The organism is Pseudomonas sp. AS2.8 (assembly GCF_014190935.1).
Taxonomy (GTDB): domain Bacteria; phylum Pseudomonadota; class Gammaproteobacteria; order Pseudomonadales; family Pseudomonadaceae; genus Chryseomonas.
On sequence record NZ_JACHVV010000002.1, the window covers coordinates 225,491 to 246,243 of the forward strand.

The following is a 20,753-nucleotide window of genomic DNA, read 5'->3' on the forward strand; positions in this document are numbered from 1 at the left end:
GCCTAGGCGCTGGCGAGAAAGGCCCGCAGCTCGGGCAGGCGGGCCTGGGCGTCGGCCCGCCCCAGCGCCATGAGTTCCTGGCAGTAGGCGGCCTCGAACAGCAGATAGCTGAGCAGCGCACTGCCCGAAGGCCGGTTCACCCCTACACCCCGCAGCAATTGCCGCAACGCTGGCGGCAGGCGCTTGCGGTGACGGGTGGCGATGTCCGCCAGCGGCTGGCTGGGCGAGATCACCAGCATCTCCACGGGACGGCAGAAGCGTCCGCTGACCGGATCCCCCGCCGGCAGCGCACTGCTCAGCAGATTGAGACGGCGCAGGGTTTCGGTATCGCTGTCCAGGGCATCGACGAAGGTGCTGTTGAGCAGGTGGCCGCCGATCTGCGCGACCGTCGGCGGCCGGCCCTGCAGGCCGTGCGCGTGTCCCCCTGGCGCGCCGAGTCCGATCACCAGGATGCGATCCGCCCCCAGATGCAGCGCTGGACTGATGGGCGCCGTCTGCCGCACCGAGCCATCGCCCAGGAACTCGCGCCCGACCTTCACCGGCGGAAAGAACAGCGGAATGGCCGTGCTGGCCAGCAGGTGGTCGACCGCCAGCCGAGCCGGCACCCCGACGCGCCGGTGACGAAACCAGGGATCGAGCGCCCCATGACTCTGGTAGAAGGTCATCGCCTGACCCGAGGCATAGCCGAAGGCCGTGACCGCCACGGCCCGCAGGGCGCGCTGGCGCAAGGCCGCGGTGATCCCGGAGAAATCCAGCTCGCGGCTGAGCAGCGCTCGCAGGGGAGCGTTGTCGAGCAAGGCCAGGGGTTCCTGGCGCCAGGCGCCGAACAGCGTCTGCAGGCCGAAACGCGCGGCCTGGCGGGTCGCCCCGGTCCAGTCGCTGCGATAGATCATCGCCGTGTCCAGGTTCGCCCAGACCGCCGCCAGGCGATCCACCGCTCGGCCGAAATCCAGGGCACCGCAGCCCAGCACGGCGGCGTTGAGCGCCCCCGCCGAGGTACCGACGAGGATCGGGAAGGGATTCTCGGAACGCACCGCCAGGGTATCGGCCACCACCTGCAGCACCCCGACCTGATAGGCGGCCCGCGCGCCTCCGCCGGCCAGAATCAGCCCGGCGCGCCGCTCGCCGCCCAGGCTCATCTAGCGCTTCTTCTTCGGATAGAGCTTGGGCTCGCCGGGCGGGCGCGTCTTGAATCGGCGATGGGCCCAGAGGTACTGCTCGGGCAACTCGCTGACGCAGCGCTCGACCCAGAGATTGATGCGCAGGCAGTCGGCTTCCTCGCTCGCGCCGGGGAAGTCGGCCAGCGGCGGATGAACGACCAGGCGATAGCCCGAACCGTCCGCCAGGCGCTCCTGGGTGAAGGGCAGCACCCGCGCCCGTCCCAGGCGGGCGAACTTGGTGGTGGCCGTCACGGTGGCCGCCTGGATGCCGAACAGCGGCACGAACAGACTCTGCTTGGCGCCGTAGTCCTGATCGGGCGCGTACCAGATGGCCCGCCCGGCCCGCAGCACCTTGAGCATGGCGCGCACGTCCTCGCGCTCGATGGCGGTAGCGTCCTGGTTGTGGCGCTCGCGACCGCGACGCTGGATGAAGTCGAACACCGGATTCTTGTGCTGGCGGTACATGCCATCGATGGTGTGCCGCTGCCCGAGCAGCGCCGCGCCGATTTCCAGAGTGGTGAAATGCAGCGCCATGAGGATCACGCCCTGACCTTCGCGTTGAGCGGCCTGCAGATGCTCGAGGCCTTCGATATGGGCCAGCCGGGCCAGGCGCTGCCGCGGCCACCACCAGCTCATGGCCATCTCCAGCAGGGCCATGGCGCTGCTGGCGAAATTGCGTCTGAGCAGGCGATCGCGCGCCCGCTCGTCGAGCTGGGGAAAGCAGAGTTCCAGGTTGCGGCGGGCGATGGCGCGGCGCTGACCGGCGACGTGATAGAAGATCCAGCCGAGTCCCTGGGCGAGCCGCAGCAGCACGGCATAGGGCAGTTGCACCAGCAGCCAGAGCAGACCCAGCCCCAGCCAGAGCGGCCAATAACGTGGATTGAGAAAGGCGAGGCGGAAAGACGGCCGCTCCATCGGAACTCCTGCATGAAAAGGTCGCGCCATTCTACAGGGCTCGCGCAGATTTCCCGTAGCCTTCACAGTCACGGCCCCCCAGACCCGGTGAGGGTTGCGACACGCGGGGCATCCCGTTATAAGTCCCGCCATCCAAGCACAAGTACCCACCATGACCGCAGCCGATCCTTCCGAAAGCGACTCCGTCTTCCAGCTCAAGGGCAACATGCTCGCCGTGACCGTGCTGGAGCTTCTCCGCAATGACCTGGGGCGCCTGGACCGGCAACTGGCCCAGAAGGTCGCCCAGGCCCCCAACTTCTTCCAGGAAACGCCGCTGGTGCTCGGCCTCGACAAGCTCGCCGAGGATGCCGGTCCGCTCGACCTGGGCGCCCTCCTCGACCTCTGCCGCCGGCACGGCCTGCGCACCCTGGCCCTGCGCGCCAGTCGCAGCATGGACCTGGCCGCCGCCAACGACTACGACCTGCCGATCCTGCCGCCCAGCTCCGGCGGTCGCGAGCGCCAGGTCGAACCGCGCGATCGCGAACCGGTGAAGCCGGCGGAACCGGCCAAACCGGCTGCACCGCCCGCCCCGCCGATCAATCCGACCAAGATCATCACCGCCCCGGTGCGCGGCGGCGTGCAGCTCTATGCCCCGGCCGGTGACCTGGTGGTGCTGGCGCCGGTCAGCCCGGGCGCCGAATTGCTCGCCGACGGCAACATCCATGTCTATGGCCCCATGCGCGGTCGGGCACTGGCCGGCGTAAAAGGTGATACTAAAGCGCGGATTTTCTGCCAGCAGCTGACCGCGGAACTGCTCTCCATCGCCGGCCAGTACAAGGTCGCCGAGGACCTGCGACGCCATCCACAATGGGGCAATCCGGTACAGGTCAGCCTGGTGGGAGATGTGTTGAACATCACCCGTCTTTAACGGATACTTCCGCGAATTTTTCGCACTTGGCGCCTAAGCCGCCAACGGCAACACGAAGCGCGACACTGCCTGCAATCTCGTCACCGAGGGCACCGAGTCGCTTCAGTTATTACTTTCGATCAAGGTGAATCAGTTTGGCCAAAGTACTCGTAGTCACCTCCGGCAAGGGCGGCGTGGGCAAGACCACCAGCAGCGCCGCCATCGGTACCGGTCTCGCCCTGCGCGGCCACAAGACCGTCATCGTCGACTTCGACGTCGGCCTGCGTAACCTCGACCTGATCATGGGCTGCGAGCGCCGCGTGGTGTACGACTTCGTCAACGTGATCAACAACGAAGCCACCCTGAGCCAAGCCCTGATCAAGGACAAGCGTCTCGAGAACCTGTTCGTGCTGGCCGCCAGCCAGACCCGTGACAAGGACGCCCTGACCCAGGACGGCGTCGAGCGTGTGATCAACGAACTCAAGCAGACCTTCGACTTCATCGTCTGCGACTCCCCGGCCGGGATCGAGAAGGGTGCCCACCTGGCGATGTACTTCGCCGACGAGGCCATCGTGGTGACCAACCCCGAAGTCTCCTCGGTCCGTGACTCCGACCGCATGCTCGGCCTGCTGGCCAGCAAGTCGCGCCGCGCGGAAAAGGGCGAGGAAGCCATCAAGGAACACCTGCTGCTGACCCGCTACAACCCCGAGCGCGTCACCAAGGGCGAAATGCTCGGCGTCGAGGACGTGGAAGAGATCCTGTCCATCCGCCTGCTCGGCGTGATCCCCGAATCCCAGGCGGTGCTCAAGGCATCGAACCAGGGTATCCCGGTAATTCTCGACGAACAGAGCGACGCCGGTCAGGCCTACAGTGATACCGTGGAACGACTGCTCGGCAAGGAAGTGGCCTATCGCTTCCTCGACGTGAAGAAGAAAGGCTTCCTGCAACGTCTGTTCGGGGGTGGTAGCGAATGAACATCTTCGACTTCTTTCGCGATCGGAAGAAGCAGAACAGCGCTTCGATAGCCAAGGAGCGGCTGCAGATCATCGTGGCCCACGAACGCGGTCGCCACGAGCAGCCGGACTATCTGCCGCAATTGCAGAAGGACCTGCTGGAAGTGATCCGCAAGTACGTGCCCATCGAGCAGGACCAGATCCAGGTCGAACTGGAAAACCAGGGCAGCTGCTCGATCCTCGAACTCAATATCACCCTGCCCGACCGCTAAGGCGAGCCCAGCAGGACAGCGGCGGCCCCAGGGCCGCCGCTGGCGTTTAAGCCAGTCGAATCCTCCGCACCCGCCCAGCGAGGTGCCGCGATTCGCGACCAGGCCTCTAGGAAGCCCATGCCCCTTTCCAATATCCGCATCATTCACCAGGACGCCGCCCTGCTGGTGGTCGACAAGCCCACCCTGCTGCTGTCGGTCCCCGGTCGCGCCGAAGACAACCGCGACTGCCTGGTGACCCGCCTGCAGGAAAACGGCTATCCCGAGGCGCGCATCGTCCATCGCCTGGACTGGGAGACCTCGGGCGTCATCGTGCTGGCGCGGGACGCCGACAGCCATCGCGAGCTGTCCCGGCAATTCCACGATCGCGAGACGGAAAAGGCCTACACCGCCCTCTGCTGGGGCGAGCCGGAGGCCAACAGCGGCCGCATCGAATTGCCGCTGCGCTACGACCCGCCGACCAAGCCACGCCATGTGGTGGATCACGAACTGGGACGCCATGCGCTGACCTTCTGGCAGGTGCTGGAGCGCCATGGCCACTACAGCCGGGTGGAGCTTACCCCCATCACCGGTCGCTCCCATCAGCTGCGCGTCCATATGCTGAGCATCGGGCATCCGCTGCTGGGCGACCAGCTCTATGCCGAGGGCGAGGCGCTGGCGGCCCAGCCGCGCCTCTGCCTGCATGCCAGCCTGCTGACGCTGACCCATCCCGTCACGGGCGAGCGGATGAGCTTTACCAGTCCCGCTCCGTTCTGAGCCTCGGCGCTGGCATACTGAGGCGCTCGACCGGAGGAGTGCCGCTTGTCGCACTGGACGTCCTACTACACCGCCACCGCCGCGGGCGGTCCGCGCGAGACCTTGCTGCAGGCCCTCTCACTCCGCGCGAATCCGCCGGGATTGGCGCTGGATCTGGGCTGTGGCATCGGCCGCGACACCCTCGTCCTGCTGGAACGGGGCTGGCAGGTGCTGGCGGTGGATGCCGAGGCCGAGGCGCTGAGCACCCTGCGCGAACGCACGCCGGTCCTGTTGCGGACACGTCTGGAAACCCGCCAGGCGCGCTTTGAAATGGTCGAAATCCCCCCCTGCGAGCTGGTCAATTCCAGCTTCGCCATGCCCTTTTGCGCGCCTGAGCGCTTCCCGCTGCTCTGGACCGCGATCACCGCGGCGGTGCGCCCGGGTGGCCTGTTCTGCGGCCAGCTGTTCGGCGAGCGGGACAGCTGGGCCAGCAAGGGCGTGACGGTCGTCGACGCCGCGGCCCTGCAGCAGCTGCTCCGGGACTGGGACGTCCTCCTGCATCGGGAAGAGCAGGAAGACGGCCATACCGCGGTCGGGCGGCCCAAGCACTGGCACATCCATCACCTGGTGCTGCGGCGCCGCTGAGTCCTGAGGGGCCGCCAGGCCTGGGCGCTACGCTCGACTCCCCTCGGTCCAGAACCTAGACTGGACGCCTTGTCGTCCGGAGTCGTCCATGCGTACCGATCAGATCCAAGGCCTCATCGATTTCCTCTCCCGTTCGCCCACGCCCTTCCACGCCACCGCGACCCTCGCCCACCGTCTTGAAGCCGCCGGCTACCAGCGCCTGGACGAGCGCGAGAGCTGGTCCGTGCAGCCGGGTGGACGCTACTACGTCACCCGCAACGAGTCCTCGCTGATTGCCGTGCGCCTGGGTGCCCAACCGCTGGAGCGCGGTCTGCGCCTGGTCGGCGCCCATACCGACAGCCCCTGCCTCAAGGTCAAGCCGCAGCCGGAGCTGCAGCGGCAGGGCTTCTGGCAACTGGGCGTCGAGGTCTACGGCGGCCTGCTGATGGCGCCCTGGTTCGACCGCGACCTGTCCCTGGCGGGCCGGGTGACCTATCGCGCCGAGGGCCGGGTGCAGAGTCGGCTGATCGACTTCCGCAAGCCGCTGGCGATCATTCCCAACCTGGCCATCCACCTCAATCGCGAAGCCAACCAGGGCTGGGCCATCAACGCCCAGAACGAGCTGCCGCCGATCCTCGCCCAGGTGCCGGCTGGCGAGCGGCGCGACTTCCGCGCCCTGCTGGCCGCGCGCCTGCAACGGGAACACGGCATCGGCGACGCCGAGGTGCTGGATTTCGAACTGAGCTTCTATGATGTCCAGCCCGCCGCCCTGATCGGGCTGGATGACGACTTCATCGCCGCCGCCCGCCTGGACAACCTGCTGTCCTGCTATGCCGGTCTGGAAGCCCTGCTGGCAGACGAGGGCGACGAGAACGCCGTGCTGGTCTGCACCGATCACGAGGAAGTGGGCTCCACCTCCTGCTGCGGCGCCGACGGTCCCTTCCTCGAACAGGTGCTGCAACGCCTGCTGCCCGCCGGGGATGCCTTCACCCGCACCCTGCAGCGCTCGCTGCTGATCTCGGCCGACAACGCCCATGGCGTGCACCCCAACTATGCCGACAAGCACGACGGCAACCACGGCCCGAAACTGAACGGCGGTCCGGTGATCAAGGTGAACGCCAACCAGCGCTACGCCACCAGCAGCGAAACCGCGGCCTTCTTCCGCGACCTCTGCCAGCGCGAAGGCGTGCCGGTACAGAGCTTCGTGGTGCGCAGCGACATGGGTTGCGGTTCCACCATCGGCCCCATCACCGCCGGGCAACTGGGGGTGCGCACCGTGGACATCGGCCTGCCCACCTTCGCCATGCACTCCATCCGCGAACTGGCCGGCAGCCACGACCTGGGCCATCTGATCAAGGTGCTGACGGCCTTCTATTCGAGCAGCGAACTGCCGCTCTGAAGCCGGACTAGTCCGGCACCTCGACCCTGACCTGGATGGCGTCGTGCCGCCAGAACTCCAGGTCGCAATCGATCAGTCGCCCCTGCTGGTCGTGGTTGATGCGGGTGATGTGCAGCGCCGGACTGCCCTGGGCCACCCGCAGCGCCTGGGCCGCTTCCGGCAGCAGCGCCGTGGGCAAGATCTCGAAGCGCACCTCGCCGTAGCGAATGCCGTAGCGGTCGCGATACAACTCGGTGAGGGAGCGCTGCAGGTCGTGCTCCAGCAAGCCCGGGAAATAGGCGGCATTGAGGTAGTGCTCGACATAGAGCACCAGCCGGCCGTCCACCCGGCGGACCCGGCGGATCTGGTAGACGCTGGACAGCGCCGGCAACTCCAGCAGACGACAGATCTCCGCGGATGCCAGCATCTGCCGCGCCGCCACCACCTCGGTCGCCGGCACCCGTCCCTGGGCCTCCACCATGGCGTGGAAATGGGTCCGCGCCAGAGGGTTGTAGGCCAGCCGCGGCGGCGCGACGAACCAGCCACGCCGCTCTTCGCGATAGATCAGCCCCAGCGCCTCCAGCTGCAGCAGGGCTTCGCGCAGGGTGATCCGGGTGGTGGCGAACAGCTCGCTGAGCTGGCGCTCGGAAGGCAGGCGCTCCATCGCCGGCAGCAGGCCATGGGCGATCTGCTCTTGCAGCGCCTGGCGGATGGCACCGGCACCCGGTGCACTTCTTTGGACTAGACCAGTTTCGGATTGGTGCACCCGTAACGCCTCGACTAGGGTTTGTTGGGAGACTAAGACGGCCAGATGACCGCTTGGTGACGATTGCAGCGCCCGTGCCAGCGGTGAAACAGGGCGCATTGCCATCAAATCGTCATACCCCGGTCCTAGATTGGCCTGTGTCTTGCTGACCTAGACCAAGCCCTAACACCTGGAGCACCCGTATGACCCGTCTGCTTGCTTCCTTGTTGGCCACTGCCGTTGCGCTACAGGCCGGTACCGCCTTCGCCGATACCGCCGATCTCAAATCCCTCGAAGCCGCCGCCCGCAAGGAAGGCGAGGTGAACAGCGTCGGCATGCCCGATACCTGGGCGAACTGGAAAGGCACCTGGCAGGACCTTGAGCAGAAATACGGACTCAAGCACCAGGATACCGACATGAGCTCCGCCCAGGAGATCGCCAAGTTCGCCGCCGAAGGCGAGAACGCCTCCGCCGACATCGGTGACGTCGGTGCTTCCTTCGGCCCCATCGCCGTACAGAAGGGCGTTACCCAGCCCTACAAGCCGAGCACCTGGGACCAGGTACCGAGCTGGGCCAAGGACAGCGACGGTCACTGGGCGCTGGCCTATACCGGCACCATCGCCTTCATCGTCAACAAGCAGACCGTCAAGGACGTCCCCCACTCCTGGGCCGATCTGCTCAAGGGCAACTACAAGGTCACCATCGGCGACGTCAGCGCCGCCTCCCAGGCGGTGAGCGGCGTACTGGCAGCGGCCTATGCCAACGGCGGCGACGAGAAGAACATCAAGCCGGCGCTGGACTTCTTCGCCAAGCTGGCCAAGCAGGGGCGCCTGGCCTTCACCAACCCGGTGGTGGCCAACCTCGAGAAGGGTGAAGTGGAAGTCGGGGTGGTGTGGGACTTCAACGCCCTGAGCTATCGCGACCAGATCGATCGCTCGCGCTTCGAGGTACTGATCCCCTCCGATGGCTCGGTGACCTCCGGCTACACCACCATCATCAACAAGTACGCCAAGCACCCCAACGCCGCCAAGCTGGCCCGCGAGTACATCTTCTCCGACGCCGGCCAGATCAACCTGGCCCAGGGTTATGCCCGGCCGATCCGCGCCGAGCACCTGACCCTGCCGGCCGATGTCCAGGCCAAGCTGCTGCCCCAGGCGCAATACGCCAAGGCACGGCCCATCGCCGACGCCAAGGCCTGGGAGGAAACCTCCAAGCGCCTGCCGCGACTCTGGCAGGAACACGTTCTGATCAACATGCAGCAGTGACGTCATGAAGGTCATCCTGGTCGTGCTGGACGGACTCGCGCTGAGGGTCGCCGAACACGGACTCGGCTTTCTCCAGGCGCTCTGCCTGGCTGGCCGGGGTCGCCTCTACCGGTTGGAGTGCGAGTTGCCCTCGCTCTCCCGCCCGCTCTACGAATGCCTGCTCACCGGGGTGCCCCCGGTGAGCAGCGGCATCGTCCACAATGGCGTGGATCGGCTGTCCAACCAGACCAGCCTCTTCCATCTGGCCCAGGCCGCCGGCCTTACCACGGCCGCGGCGGCCTATCACTGGGTCAGCGAACTCTACAACCGCAGTCCCTTCGATCGGGCGCGGGACCGGCACGTCAGCAACCCCGCCCTGCCGATCCAGCACGGCCACTTCTATTACGCCGACCACTACCCGGATTCCCATCTGTTCGACGACGCCGAGCACCTGCGCCTGACCCAGGCGCCGGACATCCTGCTGGTGCATCCGATGAACATCGACGATGCCGGTCACCGGCACGGCCTCTCCAGCCCCGAATACCGCAATGCCGCGCGCCGCGCCGACGGCCTGCTGTCCCACTACCTGCCCGCCTGGCTGGACGCCGGCTACCAGGTGCTGGTGACCGCCGACCACGGCATGAACGACGACCGCAGCCACGGCGGGACGCTTCCAGAAGAACGCGAGGTGCCCCTGTTCGTCTTCGGCGCGGGCTTCTCCCTGGGCGAGGCCACACCGCGCCAGGTGGAGCTCTGCGGCACCGTCTGCACGCTGCTGGGCCTCGCCCACGACAAGCCCCTGTGCCGGGAGTTGCTGGCATGAAGCGGCCCTGGCTCGCCCTGCTGCTGATCCTGCCTTTCCTGCTGGTGTTCGGCGCCTTCCAGCTGGCGCCCCTGGCCTGGATCGCCTTCAACAGCTTCAATTCCAGCGAGAGCGGCTGGGGCCTCGGCAACTACGCCGAGATCCTCGGCTCGCCCTTCTACCTGCAGGCCATCCGCTTCTCCCTGGAGATCTCGCTCTGGTCCAGCGTCTGCGGGCTGCTCATCGCCCTTCTCGGCGCCTATTCGCTGACCCGCGTCGATTCGCGGCTGCGCAGCTTCGTGGTGGCCTTCACCAACATGACCAGCAACTTCGCCGGGGTACCGCTGGCCTTCGCCTTCATCATCCTGCTGGGCATCAACGGCTGCCTGACCCTGGCGCTCAAGCAATTCGGACTGATCGAAGGCTTCAACCTCTACACCAAGGGCGGCCTGATCCTCATCTACACCTACTTCCAGATTCCCCTGGGCGTGTTGCTGCTGTTCCCCGCCTTCGAAGCCCTCAAGCAGGACTGGCGCGACGCGGCGGCGCTGCTCGGCGCCGGCACCTGGCAATACTGGCGGCACATCGGCCTGCCGGTGCTCAGCCCGGCGCTGGTCGGTACCTTCATCATCCTGCTGGCCAACGCCCTGGGCGCCTACGCCACCGTGTATGCCCTGACCGTCGGCAATTTCAACGTGGTGCCGGTGCGCATCGCCGCCCTGGTGTCCGGCGACATCTATCTGGAGCCCAACCTGGCCGCGGCGCTGGCCATGCTGCTGGTGGCCTTCATGACCCTGATCACCCTCGTCCATCAGTGGCTGCTACGGCGGAGTCGGCATGTCCAGAACTGAGCGCCTGTATCACCGGACAGTGGTCTGGATCCTGTTCCTGATCCTGCTCACGCCCCTGGCCGCGACCCTCGTCTATTCCCTGGCCACCCAATGGTCGGCGACCCTGCTGCCGGCGGGCTTCACCTTCAAGTGGTACCTGCAGCTGTGGAGCGAGCCGCGCTTTCTCGCCGCCTTCGGTCGCTCCCTGGCGATCTGCTTTGGCGCCCTGGCGCTGTCCTGCGTGCTGATCCTGCCGGCCATGTTCGCCGTCGCCTATCACTTTCCGCGACTGGATGCGCTGATGAACGTGCTGATCCTGCTGCCCTTCGCCGTACCGCCGGTGGTCTCGGCGGTCGGTCTGTTGCAGCTCTACGCGAGCGGTCCGCTGCCGCTGACCGGCACGCCCTGGATCCTGGTGTTCTGCTACTTCACCATCGCCCTGCCCTTCATGTACCGCGCCATCAGCAACAACCTCCAGGCGCTGAATCTGCGCGACCTGATGGACGCCGCCCACCTGCTCGGCGCCAGCTCCTGGCGCGCCGCCCTGCTGGTGGTGCTGCCCAATCTGCGCACTGGGCTGATGGTGGCGCTGTTCCTGTCCTTCTCCTTTCTCATCGGCGAATTCGTCTTCGCCAACCTGCTGGTGGGAACGCGCTACGAGACGCTGCAGATCTACCTCTACAACCTGCGCAACGGCAGCGGCCACCTGACCAGCGCCCTGGTGATCTCCTACTTCCTCGCGGTCCTGCTGCTGACCTGGATCGCCAATCGCCTGAATCGGGAGCGGACATGAGCTATCTCGCGGTCAAGGGACTGCACAAGCGCTACGGCGCCAACACCCTGTTCACCGACATCGACTTTCATGCCGAACAGGGCGAACTGGTGACCCTGCTCGGCCCCTCGGGCTGCGGCAAGTCCACCCTGCTGCGCTGCCTGGCCGGACTCACCGAGGTCGACCGCGGCAGCATCGTGCTGGCCGGCCAGGACATCACCCGGCTGCCGCCGCAACGCCGCGGCATCGCCATGGTGTTCCAGAGCTACGCGCTGTTTCCCAACATGACGGTGGAGCAGAACGTCGCCTTCGGCCTGCGCATGCAGCGCCTGGCACGGGACGAGGTGCAGCAGCGCGTGCAGGAGGTCCTGACCCTGGTGGAACTGCAAGGCTTCGCCACGCGCTATCCACACCAGCTCTCCGGTGGCCAGTGCCAGCGGGTGGCCCTGGCCCGCTCGCTGATCGTGCGGCCGCGGCTGCTGCTGCTGGACGAACCCCTCTCGGCGCTGGATGCCCGCATCCGTCGCCACCTGCGCGAGCAGATTCGCGCCATCCAGCAGGAGCTGGGCCTGACCACGGTGTTCGTCACCCACGACCAGGAAGAAGCCCTCACCCTGTCCGATCGCATCGTGCTGATGCGCGAGGGGCGCATCGTCCAGAGCGGCGATGCCGAGACCCTCTACACCGCGCCGGTGGATGCCTTCGCCGCCGGTTTCATCGGCAACTACAACCTGCTCAGCGCCGACCAGGCCAGCCGGCTGTTCGGCCAGACCTTCCAGGGACAGGTGGCGATTCGACCCGAGGCCATAAGGCTTGGCGTCGCCGGTGGTTTCAGTGGCCGTATCGTCGGCCACAGCCTGCTGGGCAACGTGATCCGCTACCGGATCGCCACCGAAGCCTGCGAACTCAATGTCGACGTTCTCAACCATGGCCCTTCGGCCTTGCAGGCGAACGGCACAGCCGTCACCCTGGCCGTCGATTCCGACAGCCTGAGAGAAGTGGCATGACCCTGGCGATTTTCGATCTCGACGAAACCCTTATCGACGGTGACTGTTCCAGCCTCTGGAGCCAGCAGATGGGCGTGCTCGGCTGGGTCGACCGCGAGTCCTTCGTGCGGCGCGACAGCGAGCTGATGGCGGCCTACGCCCAGGGCGAACTGGCCATGGAAGACTACATGGCCTTCCACCTCGAACCCCTGGTGGGCCGCACGCCCGAAGAGGTGGATTTCGAGGTCGGTCCTTGGGTCGAGGACGTCATCGAGCCGCTGATCTTCAGCGACGCCATGAAATGCATCACCGCCCACCGCGCCGCCGGTGACCGGGTGATCATCGTCTCGGCCTCCGGGGTGCATCTGGTGGAGCCCATCGCCGAACGCCTGGGCGTGGAAGAGGTGCTGGCCATCGACCTGCAGGTCAGCCACGGCGTCTACAGCGGCCAGGTCGAGGGTGTCATGACCTTTCGCGAAGGCAAGCTGACCCGACTGCTGGAACTGCTCGGCGGCGACCGCAGCCTGCTGGACAGCGCAAGCTTCTACTCGGACTCGCGCAACGACCTGCCACTGCTCGAAGCGGTGGGCAAGCCGCACGTGGTCAACCCGGACCCGGTGCTACGAGAACGCGCCACTCAGGCCGGCTGGCCGATCCTCAACTGGCGCTAACTCGCAGCGCGGCCCTCTATTCGTGTTGCCGATGTTCCTAGGTTGGATTGAGACGGCTCCATCGTCGAAGCCCAACATCATCGGCCCCGAGCAAGCCCTGTTGGGCTTCGCTGCGCTCAACCCAACCTACGGCCGTTCCCACCGGTTGCCGATGTTTTCGTAGGTTGGGTTGAGACGGCTCCATCGTCGAAGCCCAACATCGCCGACTCCGAGCAGTCCCTGCTGGGCTTCGCTGCGCTCAACCCAACCTACGTCCAACCTACGGCGGCGGTTATAGCGGCGATCAGCAGGCGCTTGCTGGCACTACTTCAGCCCCTCATCCAGCACCAGCACCACCTTGCCATTCACCTCATTGCTTTCCAGAGCGGCAAAGGCGGCTTCGGCGTTCTGGGCGGTAAAGCGGCGTTCCAGATTGACGTTCAGCTTGCCTTCGGCGAACAGCGGCCAGACCCTGGCTTCCAGGGATCTCATGGTCTTGGTCTTGAATTCCACGGATCGGTTGCGCAGGGTCGAGCCGATGATACGGATGCGCTTGCCCAGCACCTTGCCCAGATCCATCTCGGCCTGACGACCGCCCATGAGGCCGATCAGCACCCAGCGTCCATCCTGGCCCAGCAGGTCCAGGTTGAGCGACGCATAGTTCGCCCCCACCGGATCGAGGATGACGTGGAAGGGGGCGAAGTCACGCAGGCCTTCCAGATCGGTCTTGCGCAGCACCCCGCCCTCGGCGCCGAGGCGCTCGCAATGCGCCAGGCGATCCTGGGAACCGACGCTGACCCAGCAGGGATTGCCGAAGGCCTTGCACAGCTGGATGGCGGCCGAACCGACACCGCTGGCACCAGCATGCAGCAGCACCTTTTCGCCCGGCTGCAGCGCGGCCAGATCGAACAGGTTGCTCCAGGCGGTCGCCCAGACTTCGGGCAGCGCCGCGGCCTCGATCAGCGACAGGCCTTCAGGCACGGAAGCGGCCTGGCGCCCATCCACCACCACCTCGCTGGCCATGCCGCCGCCGGCCAGCAGCGCGCAGACGCGATCACCCACTTGCCAGCGCGAATCCGCGGTGGTCTCGCTGACCACCCCGGCGCATTCGAGGCCCAGGGTCGCCGGCGCGCCGGGTGGCGGCGGATAGTTGCCGGCCAGTTGCAGCAGGTCGGCACGGTTGAGACCGGCGGCCGCCACCTTGATGCGAATTTCCCCGGGCGCCAGAGCGCGAGCGCTCAGTGACTGCCATTCCAGTTGCCCTTCGATACCTTGCAATGCGTTCACGGTGCCTCCATAGTGGCTCAGGCTTTGACGAAAAGCGCCTGCGCCGGCGGGTTCTGCGGGAGTCGAGCGGACCGGAAGACGCGGGGCTGTCACAGCCTTCCCCTCCGATCGCCGCTACCCCTCAGACCGCCGTCAGACGACTTTCGTCAGCGCCCGTCATACTTCCCCTGGCCGCGGAACCGCCCGGGCCGGGAAGGGCCTATAGCCTATTCCTTTCCGTGCATTAGTCGAATACACATGAAGCAGCTCTTGTCCCGTACCGCCCTCGTTGTCCTGCTTGGCGTCAGCGCAACGCCCCTCTTCGCCAAGCCCAACGCGCCGGTAGGCGCCGAGAAACTGCAACCCGACCGCGACCAGGTCATCGCCAGTCTCAACATCGTCGAGCTGCTCAAGCGGCACCACTACAGCAAGCCGCCGCTCAACGATGCCCAGTCGATCAAGATCTACGACAGCTATCTGAAGATGCTTGATCCCGGCCGGCTGTATTTCAATGCCGCCGACATCCGTGAATTCGACGCCTCGCGCACCCGCTTCGACGACTACCTCAAGCAGGGCAATCTCGAACCGGGCTTCGCCATCTACCGCCGTTATGCCCAGCGCATGACCGAGCGCCTGAACTACGGCCTGGGCCTGCTCAACGCCGGCATCGGCAAGCTCGACTTCAGCGTCGACGAGTCCTTCAACACCAATCGCGAGAAGGCGGCCTGGCCAGCGGACACCGCCGCGCTGGACGACCTCTGGCACCGCAAGCTCAAGGACGAGGTCCTGCGCCTGCGGCTGTCCGGCAAGACCGATCAGCAGATCCAGCAGCAGCTGACCAAGAGGTACAAGAATCAGCTGGCGCGCCTCAACCAGACCCGTGGCGAAGACGTCTTCCAGACCTACATCAACGCCTTCGCCGAGTCCTACGACCCGCACACCCAGTATCTCTCGCCGGAAAGCGCGGAGAACTTCGACATCAACATGAGCCTGTCGCTGGAAGGCATCGGCGCGGTGCTGCAGAACGACAACGACTACGTGCAGATCCTGCGCCTGGTCCCGGCCGGTCCTGCCGACAAGTCCAAGCAGATCGCCCCGGCGGACAAGATCGTCGGCGTCGCCCAGGGCGATGGCGAGATGGTCGACGTCATCGGCTGGCGGCTGGACGAGGTGGTCAAGCTGATCCGTGGACCCAAGGGCTCCAAGGTACGCCTGGAGGTCATTCCGGCGAGCAATGCGCCGAACGATCAGAAAACCAAGATCGTCACCATCACCCGCGAGGCGGTCAAGCTCGAAGAGCAGGCAGCGCAGAAGCACGTGATCGACGTGCCCCACGAGGGCAAGCACTACAAGCTTGGCGTGATCGACGTGCCGGCCTTCTATCTGGACTTCAAGGCCTATCGCGCCGGCGATCCGAACTACAAGAGCACCACGCGTGACGTGAAGAAGCTCATCGGCGAGCTGCAGAAGGAAAAGGTCGACGGCATCGTCCTGGACCTGCGCAACAACGGCGGTGGCTCGCTGCAGGAAGCCACCGAACTGACCGGGCTGTTCATCGACCAGGGTCCCACCGTGCTGGTGCGCAATGGCGACGGCAAGGTCGAGGTGCTGGCCGACGACGAAGGCGGCGCCTTCTACAAGGGCCCTCTGACCGTGCTGGTCAATCGCCTGTCCGCCTCGGCCTCGGAGATCTTCGCCGGCGCCATGCAGGACTATCACCGGGCGCTGATCGTCGGCGGCCAGACCTTCGGCAAGGGCACCGTCCAGACCATCCAGCCGCTCAACCATGGCGAGCTGAAGCTGACCATCGCCAAGTTCTATCGCGTCTCCGGCCAGAGCACCCAGCATCAGGGCGTACTGCCGGACATCGATTACCCGGCGGTGGTGGACACCAAGCAGATCGGCGAGAGCGCCCTGCCCGACTCCATGCCCTGGGACACCATCGCCCCGGCGGTGAACGGCCTGAGCAATCCCTTCGCCAACTACCTGCCGGAACTGGTCAAGCGCCATGATGTGCGGGTGCAGAAGGATCCCGACTTCATCTTCGCTCGCGAGCGCCTGAAGCTGGCCCAGGAACTGGCGGCCGACACTACCGTCAGCCTCAACGAGCAGAAGCGCCGGGCCGAGCAGACCGCCCTGGACAATCGCCAGCTGGCCATGGAAAACCAGCGGCGCCAGGGCAAGGGCGAGGCCCCGCTCAAGGAGCTGAAGAAGATCGACGAGGACAACCCGGCGATCGACGACGACAAGACCAAGCCGCAGGACGACGCCTACCTGATGGAGTCGGGTCATGTGCTGCTGGACTATCTCGACCTGAGCCAGACGCCACCCAAGCGCTGACATCAAAGCGTCATATCTCTGTCGTGAAATGCCCGGGGGTCGCCAAGTGCGACCCCCGGGCATTTTCGTTTCTGGGTTCCTGCAGGCTTACCATGACGCTTAACGACCAGGCTGGGGTGTTGGATCGCATTCTCGCCAACCGCGAGTTGCATTCGCTCTTTCAGCCCATCGTTTCGCTGAGCGAGCGACGCATCCTGGGCTACGAGGCCCTCATTCGCGGCGCCTCCAATACTCCGCTGCAATCCCCACTGCCCCTCTATGCCACCGCGCGCCAGGCCGGTCGCCTGTCCGAGCTGGAAATCGCCGCCCGCCAGCAGTCCTGCCAGACCTTTCGCGAACTGGCCCTGGATGGCCTGCTGTTTCTCAACGTCTGTCCGGAAACCCTGCTGGAGCCGGCGCACCAGTCGGGGCAGACCCTCAAGCTGCTGCAGCGCCTGGGGCTCTCACCGGCCCAGGTGGTGATCGAGCTGACCGAACAGGCGCCCATCGATGACTTCGCGCTGCTGGCCACCGCCCTGCACCACTACCGCGCCATGGGCTTTTCCATCGCCCTCGACGACCTGGGCGCGGGCTATTCCAGCCTCCGGCGCTGGTCGGAGTTGCGCCCGGATTTCGTCAAGATCGATCGGCACTTCATCGAATCCATCCACCGCGATGCGGTGAAACGCGAATTCGTCGGCTCCATCCTGAAGATGGCCGAAGCCTCCCGGGCCCAGGTGATCGCCGAAGGCATCGAGACCCACGAAGAGCTGTCGACCCTGGCGAGCATGGGCATCGACCTGGTGCAGGGTTATCTGCTGGGCCGCCCGACGGCGGCCCCACCGCGCGAGATCCAGACCCTGCTGCCGGTGATAACCACCCGCGGCTCCGACTTCGCCGAGGAAGCAACCACCGTCGCCAGCCTCAGGGTCGAGCAGGTCGCGGTCGGCCAGGACATGCTCATCCCCGAGGTACTGGAGCGCTTCCGCCTGCAACCCAGCCTCAATACCCTGGCGGTGGTGGACGAAGACGATCGCCCAGTGGGCATCGTCCATCATCACGAGCTGAGTTCGGCGCTGCTCAAGCCCTTCGCCCACGAGGTGTTCGCGCGCAAGCCGATCGCCCGGCTGATGAGCCAGGACTTCCTGGCGACCGAAACCAATCAGTCGCTGCAGCAGGTCAGCCGCCTGCTCACCGCGCGGGCGCGCCAGCGCATCGAAGAGGATTTCATCATCACCGAGGGTGGCCGCTATGTCGGGGTCGGTCGGGTGATGGATGTCCTGCGGCTGATCACCGAGCAGCGCATCCAGCAGGCCAAGCACGCCAACCCCCTCACCCAGCTGCCCGGCAACGTGCCCATCCAGCAGTGCCTCACGCGGTTGCTGGATCAGCAGCGCGAAGCCGTGGTGTGCTACGTCGACATCGATGGCTTCAAGCCCTTCAACGACCTCTATGGCTATGCCAAGGGCGACGAGGTGCTGCTCTCGTTGGCGCAGACGCTTTCCGAACGCCTGGATCCGCAGCAGGACTTCGTCGGCCACATCGGTGGCGACGACTTCCTGGTGGTGCTGGGTTCAACGGATTGGCGGCAGCGACTCAACGGCCTGATGGCGGGCTTCCAGGAGCGCTGCCGGCATTTCTATCGCAGCGAGCACCTGGAAGCGGGCTGCTTTCTGGCCTACGACCGAGACGGTCGCCGTCGCGAGTATCCGCTGCTGTCACTGTCCCTGGGGGTGGTGGAGCTGGACCGGGAAGCCGGCAAGCGGGTGGATGCCAGCGGACTGGCCGGCCTCGCCTCGGAAGCCAAGCGCAATGCCAAGCTGGTACCCGGCTACAGCCTGCACCTGATGCGGGCCTGAACCCTACTCCAGACGATGGTCGGGATAGCGATGGTCGAACACCCGGGTCACCTCGGCCGCGTGCCAGCTGACCGCATCGCTCACCGGCGGCGAGCCGTCCAGGGCACCCAGGCGCAGGGCGCAGTCGAAGAAGCCTTCACGGGGTATGCGCGTACCGCTCTGGCTGACCACCAGGGCGCTGCGCAGCGGCCGGCCCTCGCGACGATCGAGGGCGGCCAGGTACTCCAGCGCCGTGGTCAGGGTCACCATCGCCGGCTGGGGCAGCCCGAGCCGTTCGATCACCGAGCGATAGGTCAGCAAGCTGCGGCTGCGCCGCGCACTTTCCAGTTCGTCCAGCAAGGCCAGCCAGTGCTGGCGACTGATGCGTACGCTCAAGCCGTTCAGTCCCGCAGCTGATCGAGGGCGACACCCGCCGCCGGCCGCTCGTGCCGGTCGGGCAGCGCTGCCAGGGCTGCCTGCTGACTCGCGGTACGGTTGGCGCGCCAGGCCCGGAAGCCGTCCAGTTCGTCGCTGCAGGCCTTACCGACCCAGGCCAGGACCGCGAGGTCGTCGAGCAGGCCGAACATGGGCACCCAGTCGGGAATGAGGTCGATGGGCAGGAGGAAATAGACCAGGCCGCCGGCCACGGTCAGCAGCGTCTTGCGGCTGACCCCGCGGTACTCGCCACGCCACCAGGCCAGCAGCAATTGATGGAACAGTCCCAGGGTCTCACGGGCCTCGCCCAGCTTGAGTCCACGCTTGCTGGTCTTGCGCGCGACGCCGAGCAGCAGCGCCGGCAGGCGGCCGCGGATCAGCAGGCGCTGGGCGATACCCAGATAGCGATCAAAATTCTTCGGCGGCTTCATGGACACCTCGAGCAGTAGGGAACGGTGAGCAGGGACACCTTTGGCACAGGGCTTTGCACCCCAGCTTTGATCGCACCGCTGCGCCAGGGTTTCCCGCGGCCCAACGTAAAACGCCCTGCAAGGCAGGGCGTCTGGCACAGCAGGAAGCAGCTTACTTCTTGGCCGGGGCCTTTTCGGCAGCGGCCGGCGCATCGGCAGCCGGAGCGACCGGGGCGTCTTCGGCGTCGGCAGCGGCGGCGTCCTTGATGCCGAGCAGTTCCAGGTCGAACACCAGCACCGAGTTGGCCGGGATCGCCGGGCTCGGACTCTGGGCGCCGTAGGCCAGCTCGGAGGGGATGTACAGCTTGATCTTCTCGCCGACGTGCATCAGTTGCAGCGCCTCGACCCAACCCGGAATCACGCCGTTGACCGGCAGATCGATCGGGGTGCCACGCTTGATGGAGCTGTCGAACACGGTGCCGTCGACCAGCTTGCCCTCGTAGTGCACGGTGACCACGTCGGTGGGCTTGGGCTGCGGGCCGTCGGCCTTCTTGACCACTTCGTACTGCAGGCCGGAGGCGGTGGTGATCACGCCAGGCTTCTTGCCGTTCTCTTCGAGAAACTTCTTGCCGGCCTTGGCGTTGTCTTCGCTGACCTTGGTCATCTTCTCTTCGGCGCGCTTCTGCAGGGCGGCGAAGGCTTCGGTCAGCTGCTGATCGGTCAGCTTCTGGTCCTTCTTGCCAACGGCGTCCTCGATACCCAGGGCGACGGCCTTGGGATCCAGGTCATCGATACCTTCCTGGGCCAGGCTCTTGCCCATGTTCAGGCCGATGCCATAGGACGCCTTCTGGGCCGGGCTTTCCAGCTCGACCTTGGGCTTGGAGTCGCAGCCGCTCAGAACCAGACCCACCAGGGCCACCGCTGCTGCCAACCGATACTGTTTCATGTTGATTCCTTATCCGTGCGCATTGTGCGCGTTCAAATAACTGATCGAGCTTACAAGGAGACCTGCCCGCTTGCCATCGTCAGGCCTCTAAATGGCTGCAAAGGATAAGATTTCAAGCTTATGTCTGCCTGAACATCGTGTGAACGAGCGGCGGGCAGCCCCTGCGACGTCTTGTCCGGGGTGCCCGAGCAATGGCGACCGACGCGAGTCCAGGCGCTAGACTAGCGCCTTCTTCAGTGCTTGCCAGAGACCTCCATGTTCGAGCCCAACGATCTGAATCGCCCGCCCCTCGACCTCGCCCGCGAATCGCGCAAGGCCGGTGGCTACGGCCTGCTGTACTCGGTGCTGCTGGCGATCGGCATCCTGCTCTACCACCATTGGGTGCCCAGCGCCTTCCCCGGCAGCCTGCTGGAGATGTCCCTGGCGCTGCCCATCATCCTGTTCGCCGGCAGCGCCGTGTACTACCTGACCATGGTGCGCAAGTGCGAGCGCCTGCAGCGCGAGGAAGACGAAAAAGCCGGCAAGGGCAAGGCCAAGCGCCGCTGACCGCGCTGAACGTCGCCGCCCGCGCCCGGTCGATTGCAGACCAC

22 protein-coding genes are annotated in these 20,753 nt (G+C 66.0%); 15 read left to right on the forward strand and 7 right to left on the reverse strand.

Features of this window, described 5'->3' with window-relative positions; all coding sequences use genetic code 11:
• Window positions 1-2: 2 nt before the first annotated feature.
• Entirely contained in the window at window positions 3-1,139 is a 1,137-nt protein-coding gene (locus tag FHR73_RS08000; RefSeq protein WP_183630397.1) for a patatin-like phospholipase family protein, read from the reverse strand.
• A complete protein-coding gene (locus tag FHR73_RS08005; protein WP_183630398.1) occupies window positions 1,140-2,075 on the reverse strand; it encodes a lipid A biosynthesis lauroyl acyltransferase in 936 nt (311 codons plus the stop codon).
• 151 nt (window positions 2,076-2,226) lie between these two features.
• Between FHR73_RS08005 and minC the strand changes: the two genes are divergently transcribed.
• The 6 genes from minC to FHR73_RS08035 all read left to right on the forward strand — a co-directional run bounded on the left by minC (window position 2,227) and on the right by FHR73_RS08035 (window position 6,941).
• Complete coding sequence (minC, locus tag FHR73_RS08010; protein ID WP_183630399.1) at window positions 2,227-2,982, forward strand: septum site-determining protein MinC; 756 nt, start codon at window positions 2,227-2,229, stop codon at window positions 2,980-2,982.
• A gap of 134 nt (window positions 2,983-3,116) precedes the next feature.
• Window positions 3,117-3,935 (forward strand): septum site-determining protein MinD, encoded by an 819-nt coding sequence (gene minD / locus FHR73_RS08015; RefSeq protein WP_133859342.1) that lies wholly within the window; start codon window positions 3,117-3,119, stop codon window positions 3,933-3,935.
• A complete protein-coding gene (gene minE / locus FHR73_RS08020; RefSeq protein ID WP_017642793.1) occupies window positions 3,932-4,186 on the forward strand; it encodes a cell division topological specificity factor MinE in 255 nt (84 codons plus the stop codon). The genes minD and minE overlap by 4 nt, the downstream gene beginning before the upstream one ends.
• A 117-nt stretch (window positions 4,187-4,303) precedes the next feature.
• Window positions 4,304-4,939, forward strand: a complete 636-nt coding sequence (locus FHR73_RS08025; RefSeq protein ID WP_183630400.1) for an RluA family pseudouridine synthase — start codon at window positions 4,304-4,306, stop codon at window positions 4,937-4,939.
• 45 nt (window positions 4,940-4,984) lie between these two features.
• Entirely contained in the window at window positions 4,985-5,563 is a 579-nt protein-coding gene (locus FHR73_RS08030; RefSeq protein ID WP_183630401.1) for a trans-aconitate 2-methyltransferase, read from the forward strand.
• Between the two features lie 88 nt (window positions 5,564-5,651).
• Window positions 5,652-6,941, forward strand: a complete 1,290-nt coding sequence (locus tag FHR73_RS08035; protein WP_183630402.1) for a M18 family aminopeptidase — start codon at window positions 5,652-5,654, stop codon at window positions 6,939-6,941.
• Window positions 6,942-6,948: 7 nt separating this feature from the next.
• Here FHR73_RS08035 and FHR73_RS08040 read toward each other — a convergent pair whose 3' ends face one another.
• The gene (locus FHR73_RS08040) at window positions 6,949-7,686 is read right to left on the reverse strand and encodes a UTRA domain-containing protein (protein WP_183630403.1); all 738 of its coding nucleotides are present in this window, start codon (window positions 7,684-7,686) and stop codon (window positions 6,949-6,951) included.
• 182 nt (window positions 7,687-7,868) lie between these two features.
• Between FHR73_RS08040 and FHR73_RS08045 the strand changes: the two genes are divergently transcribed.
• Genes FHR73_RS08045 through FHR73_RS08070 form a run of 6 tightly spaced genes read left to right on the forward strand, consistent with a single transcriptional unit; the run spans window position 7,869 to window position 12,970 of the window.
• Window positions 7,869-8,930 (forward strand): ABC transporter substrate-binding protein, encoded by a 1,062-nt coding sequence (locus tag FHR73_RS08045; protein ID WP_183630404.1) that lies wholly within the window; start codon window positions 7,869-7,871, stop codon window positions 8,928-8,930.
• Between the two features lie 4 nt (window positions 8,931-8,934).
• Window positions 8,935-9,732, forward strand: a complete 798-nt coding sequence (locus tag FHR73_RS08050) for an alkaline phosphatase family protein (RefSeq protein WP_183630405.1) — start codon at window positions 8,935-8,937, stop codon at window positions 9,730-9,732.
• Window positions 9,729-10,562, forward strand: coding sequence for an ABC transporter permease subunit (locus FHR73_RS08055; protein ID WP_183630406.1), 834 nt, complete (start codon window positions 9,729-9,731; stop codon window positions 10,560-10,562). Before FHR73_RS08050 ends, FHR73_RS08055 begins: the two co-directional genes overlap by 4 nt.
• Window positions 10,549-11,334, forward strand: coding sequence for an ABC transporter permease (locus FHR73_RS08060; protein ID WP_183630407.1), 786 nt, complete (start codon window positions 10,549-10,551; stop codon window positions 11,332-11,334). Before FHR73_RS08055 ends, FHR73_RS08060 begins: the two co-directional genes overlap by 14 nt.
• The gene (locus FHR73_RS08065) at window positions 11,331-12,320 is read left to right on the forward strand and encodes an ABC transporter ATP-binding protein (RefSeq protein ID WP_183630408.1); all 990 of its coding nucleotides are present in this window, start codon (window positions 11,331-11,333) and stop codon (window positions 12,318-12,320) included. Before FHR73_RS08060 ends, FHR73_RS08065 begins: the two co-directional genes overlap by 4 nt.
• Window positions 12,317-12,970 (forward strand): HAD family phosphatase, encoded by a 654-nt coding sequence (locus tag FHR73_RS08070; RefSeq protein WP_183630409.1) that lies wholly within the window; start codon window positions 12,317-12,319, stop codon window positions 12,968-12,970. Before FHR73_RS08065 ends, FHR73_RS08070 begins: the two co-directional genes overlap by 4 nt.
• A 303-nt stretch (window positions 12,971-13,273) precedes the next feature.
• On the opposite strand, the gene FHR73_RS08075 is transcribed toward FHR73_RS08070, so the two are convergent.
• Window positions 13,274-14,236: an NAD(P)H-quinone oxidoreductase gene (locus FHR73_RS08075; protein ID WP_183630410.1), complete on the reverse strand. Its 963-nt coding sequence runs from the start codon at window positions 14,234-14,236 to the stop codon at window positions 13,274-13,276.
• Between the two features lie 237 nt (window positions 14,237-14,473).
• On the opposite strand from FHR73_RS08075, the gene FHR73_RS08080 reads away from it, so the two are divergent.
• Both FHR73_RS08080 and FHR73_RS08085 read left to right on the forward strand, forming a co-directional pair.
• Window positions 14,474-16,555, forward strand: a complete 2,082-nt coding sequence (locus tag FHR73_RS08080; protein WP_183630411.1) for a carboxy terminal-processing peptidase — start codon at window positions 14,474-14,476, stop codon at window positions 16,553-16,555.
• 92 nt (window positions 16,556-16,647) lie between these two features.
• Window positions 16,648-18,393 (forward strand): bifunctional diguanylate cyclase/phosphodiesterase, encoded by a 1,746-nt coding sequence (locus FHR73_RS08085; RefSeq protein WP_183630412.1) that lies wholly within the window; start codon window positions 16,648-16,650, stop codon window positions 18,391-18,393.
• A 3-nt stretch (window positions 18,394-18,396) separates the two neighbouring features.
• On the opposite strand, the gene FHR73_RS08090 is transcribed toward FHR73_RS08085, so the two are convergent.
• The 3 genes from FHR73_RS08090 to FHR73_RS08100 all read right to left on the reverse strand — a co-directional run bounded on the left by FHR73_RS08090 (window position 18,397) and on the right by FHR73_RS08100 (window position 20,163).
• Window positions 18,397-18,768: a hypothetical protein gene (locus tag FHR73_RS08090; RefSeq protein WP_133859354.1), complete on the reverse strand. Its 372-nt coding sequence runs from the start codon at window positions 18,766-18,768 to the stop codon at window positions 18,397-18,399.
• 5 nt (window positions 18,769-18,773) lie between these two features.
• Window positions 18,774-19,238: a YkvA family protein gene (locus FHR73_RS08095; RefSeq protein ID WP_133859355.1), complete on the reverse strand. Its 465-nt coding sequence runs from the start codon at window positions 19,236-19,238 to the stop codon at window positions 18,774-18,776.
• Between the two features lie 151 nt (window positions 19,239-19,389).
• On the reverse strand, window positions 19,390-20,163 hold the full coding sequence (locus FHR73_RS08100) for an FKBP-type peptidyl-prolyl cis-trans isomerase (protein ID WP_133859356.1): 774 nt from the start codon (window positions 20,161-20,163) through the stop codon (window positions 19,390-19,392).
• Between the two features lie 255 nt (window positions 20,164-20,418).
• On the opposite strand from FHR73_RS08100, the gene FHR73_RS08105 reads away from it, so the two are divergent.
• The gene (locus tag FHR73_RS08105) at window positions 20,419-20,709 is read left to right on the forward strand and encodes a hypothetical protein (RefSeq protein WP_183630413.1); all 291 of its coding nucleotides are present in this window, start codon (window positions 20,419-20,421) and stop codon (window positions 20,707-20,709) included.
• Window positions 20,710-20,753 lie beyond the last annotated feature (44 nt).

Coding starts and splice junctions, on each gene's coding strand:
- FHR73_RS08070 (WP_183630409.1), top strand. CDS start 12,317: ATGACCCTGGCGATTTTCGATCTCGACGAAACCCTTATCGACGGTGAC.
- FHR73_RS08080 (WP_183630411.1), top strand. CDS start 14,474: ATGAAGCAGCTCTTGTCCCGTACCGCCCTCGTTGTCCTGCTTGGCGTC.
- FHR73_RS08055 (WP_183630406.1), top strand. CDS start 9,729: ATGAAGCGGCCCTGGCTCGCCCTGCTGCTGATCCTGCCTTTCCTGCTG.
- FHR73_RS08065 (WP_183630408.1), top strand. CDS start 11,331: ATGAGCTATCTCGCGGTCAAGGGACTGCACAAGCGCTACGGCGCCAAC.
- FHR73_RS08035 (WP_183630402.1), top strand. CDS start 5,652: ATGCGTACCGATCAGATCCAAGGCCTCATCGATTTCCTCTCCCGTTCG.
- minC (WP_183630399.1), top strand. CDS start 2,227: ATGACCGCAGCCGATCCTTCCGAAAGCGACTCCGTCTTCCAGCTCAAG.
- FHR73_RS08105 (WP_183630413.1), top strand. CDS start 20,419: ATGTTCGAGCCCAACGATCTGAATCGCCCGCCCCTCGACCTCGCCCGC.
- FHR73_RS08095 (WP_133859355.1), bottom strand. CDS start 19,238: ATGAAGCCGCCGAAGAATTTTGATCGCTATCTGGGTATCGCCCAGCGC.
- FHR73_RS08050 (WP_183630405.1), top strand. CDS start 8,935: ATGAAGGTCATCCTGGTCGTGCTGGACGGACTCGCGCTGAGGGTCGCC.
- FHR73_RS08085 (WP_183630412.1), top strand. CDS start 16,648: ATGACGCTTAACGACCAGGCTGGGGTGTTGGATCGCATTCTCGCCAAC.
- FHR73_RS08100 (WP_133859356.1), bottom strand. CDS start 20,163: ATGAAACAGTATCGGTTGGCAGCAGCGGTGGCCCTGGTGGGTCTGGTT.
- FHR73_RS08045 (WP_183630404.1), top strand. CDS start 7,869: ATGACCCGTCTGCTTGCTTCCTTGTTGGCCACTGCCGTTGCGCTACAG.
- minE (WP_017642793.1), top strand. CDS start 3,932: ATGAACATCTTCGACTTCTTTCGCGATCGGAAGAAGCAGAACAGCGCT.
- FHR73_RS08005 (WP_183630398.1), bottom strand. CDS start 2,075: ATGGAGCGGCCGTCTTTCCGCCTCGCCTTTCTCAATCCACGTTATTGG.
- FHR73_RS08000 (WP_183630397.1), bottom strand. CDS start 1,139: ATGAGCCTGGGCGGCGAGCGGCGCGCCGGGCTGATTCTGGCCGGCGGA.
- FHR73_RS08025 (WP_183630400.1), top strand. CDS start 4,304: ATGCCCCTTTCCAATATCCGCATCATTCACCAGGACGCCGCCCTGCTG.
- FHR73_RS08060 (WP_183630407.1), top strand. CDS start 10,549: ATGTCCAGAACTGAGCGCCTGTATCACCGGACAGTGGTCTGGATCCTG.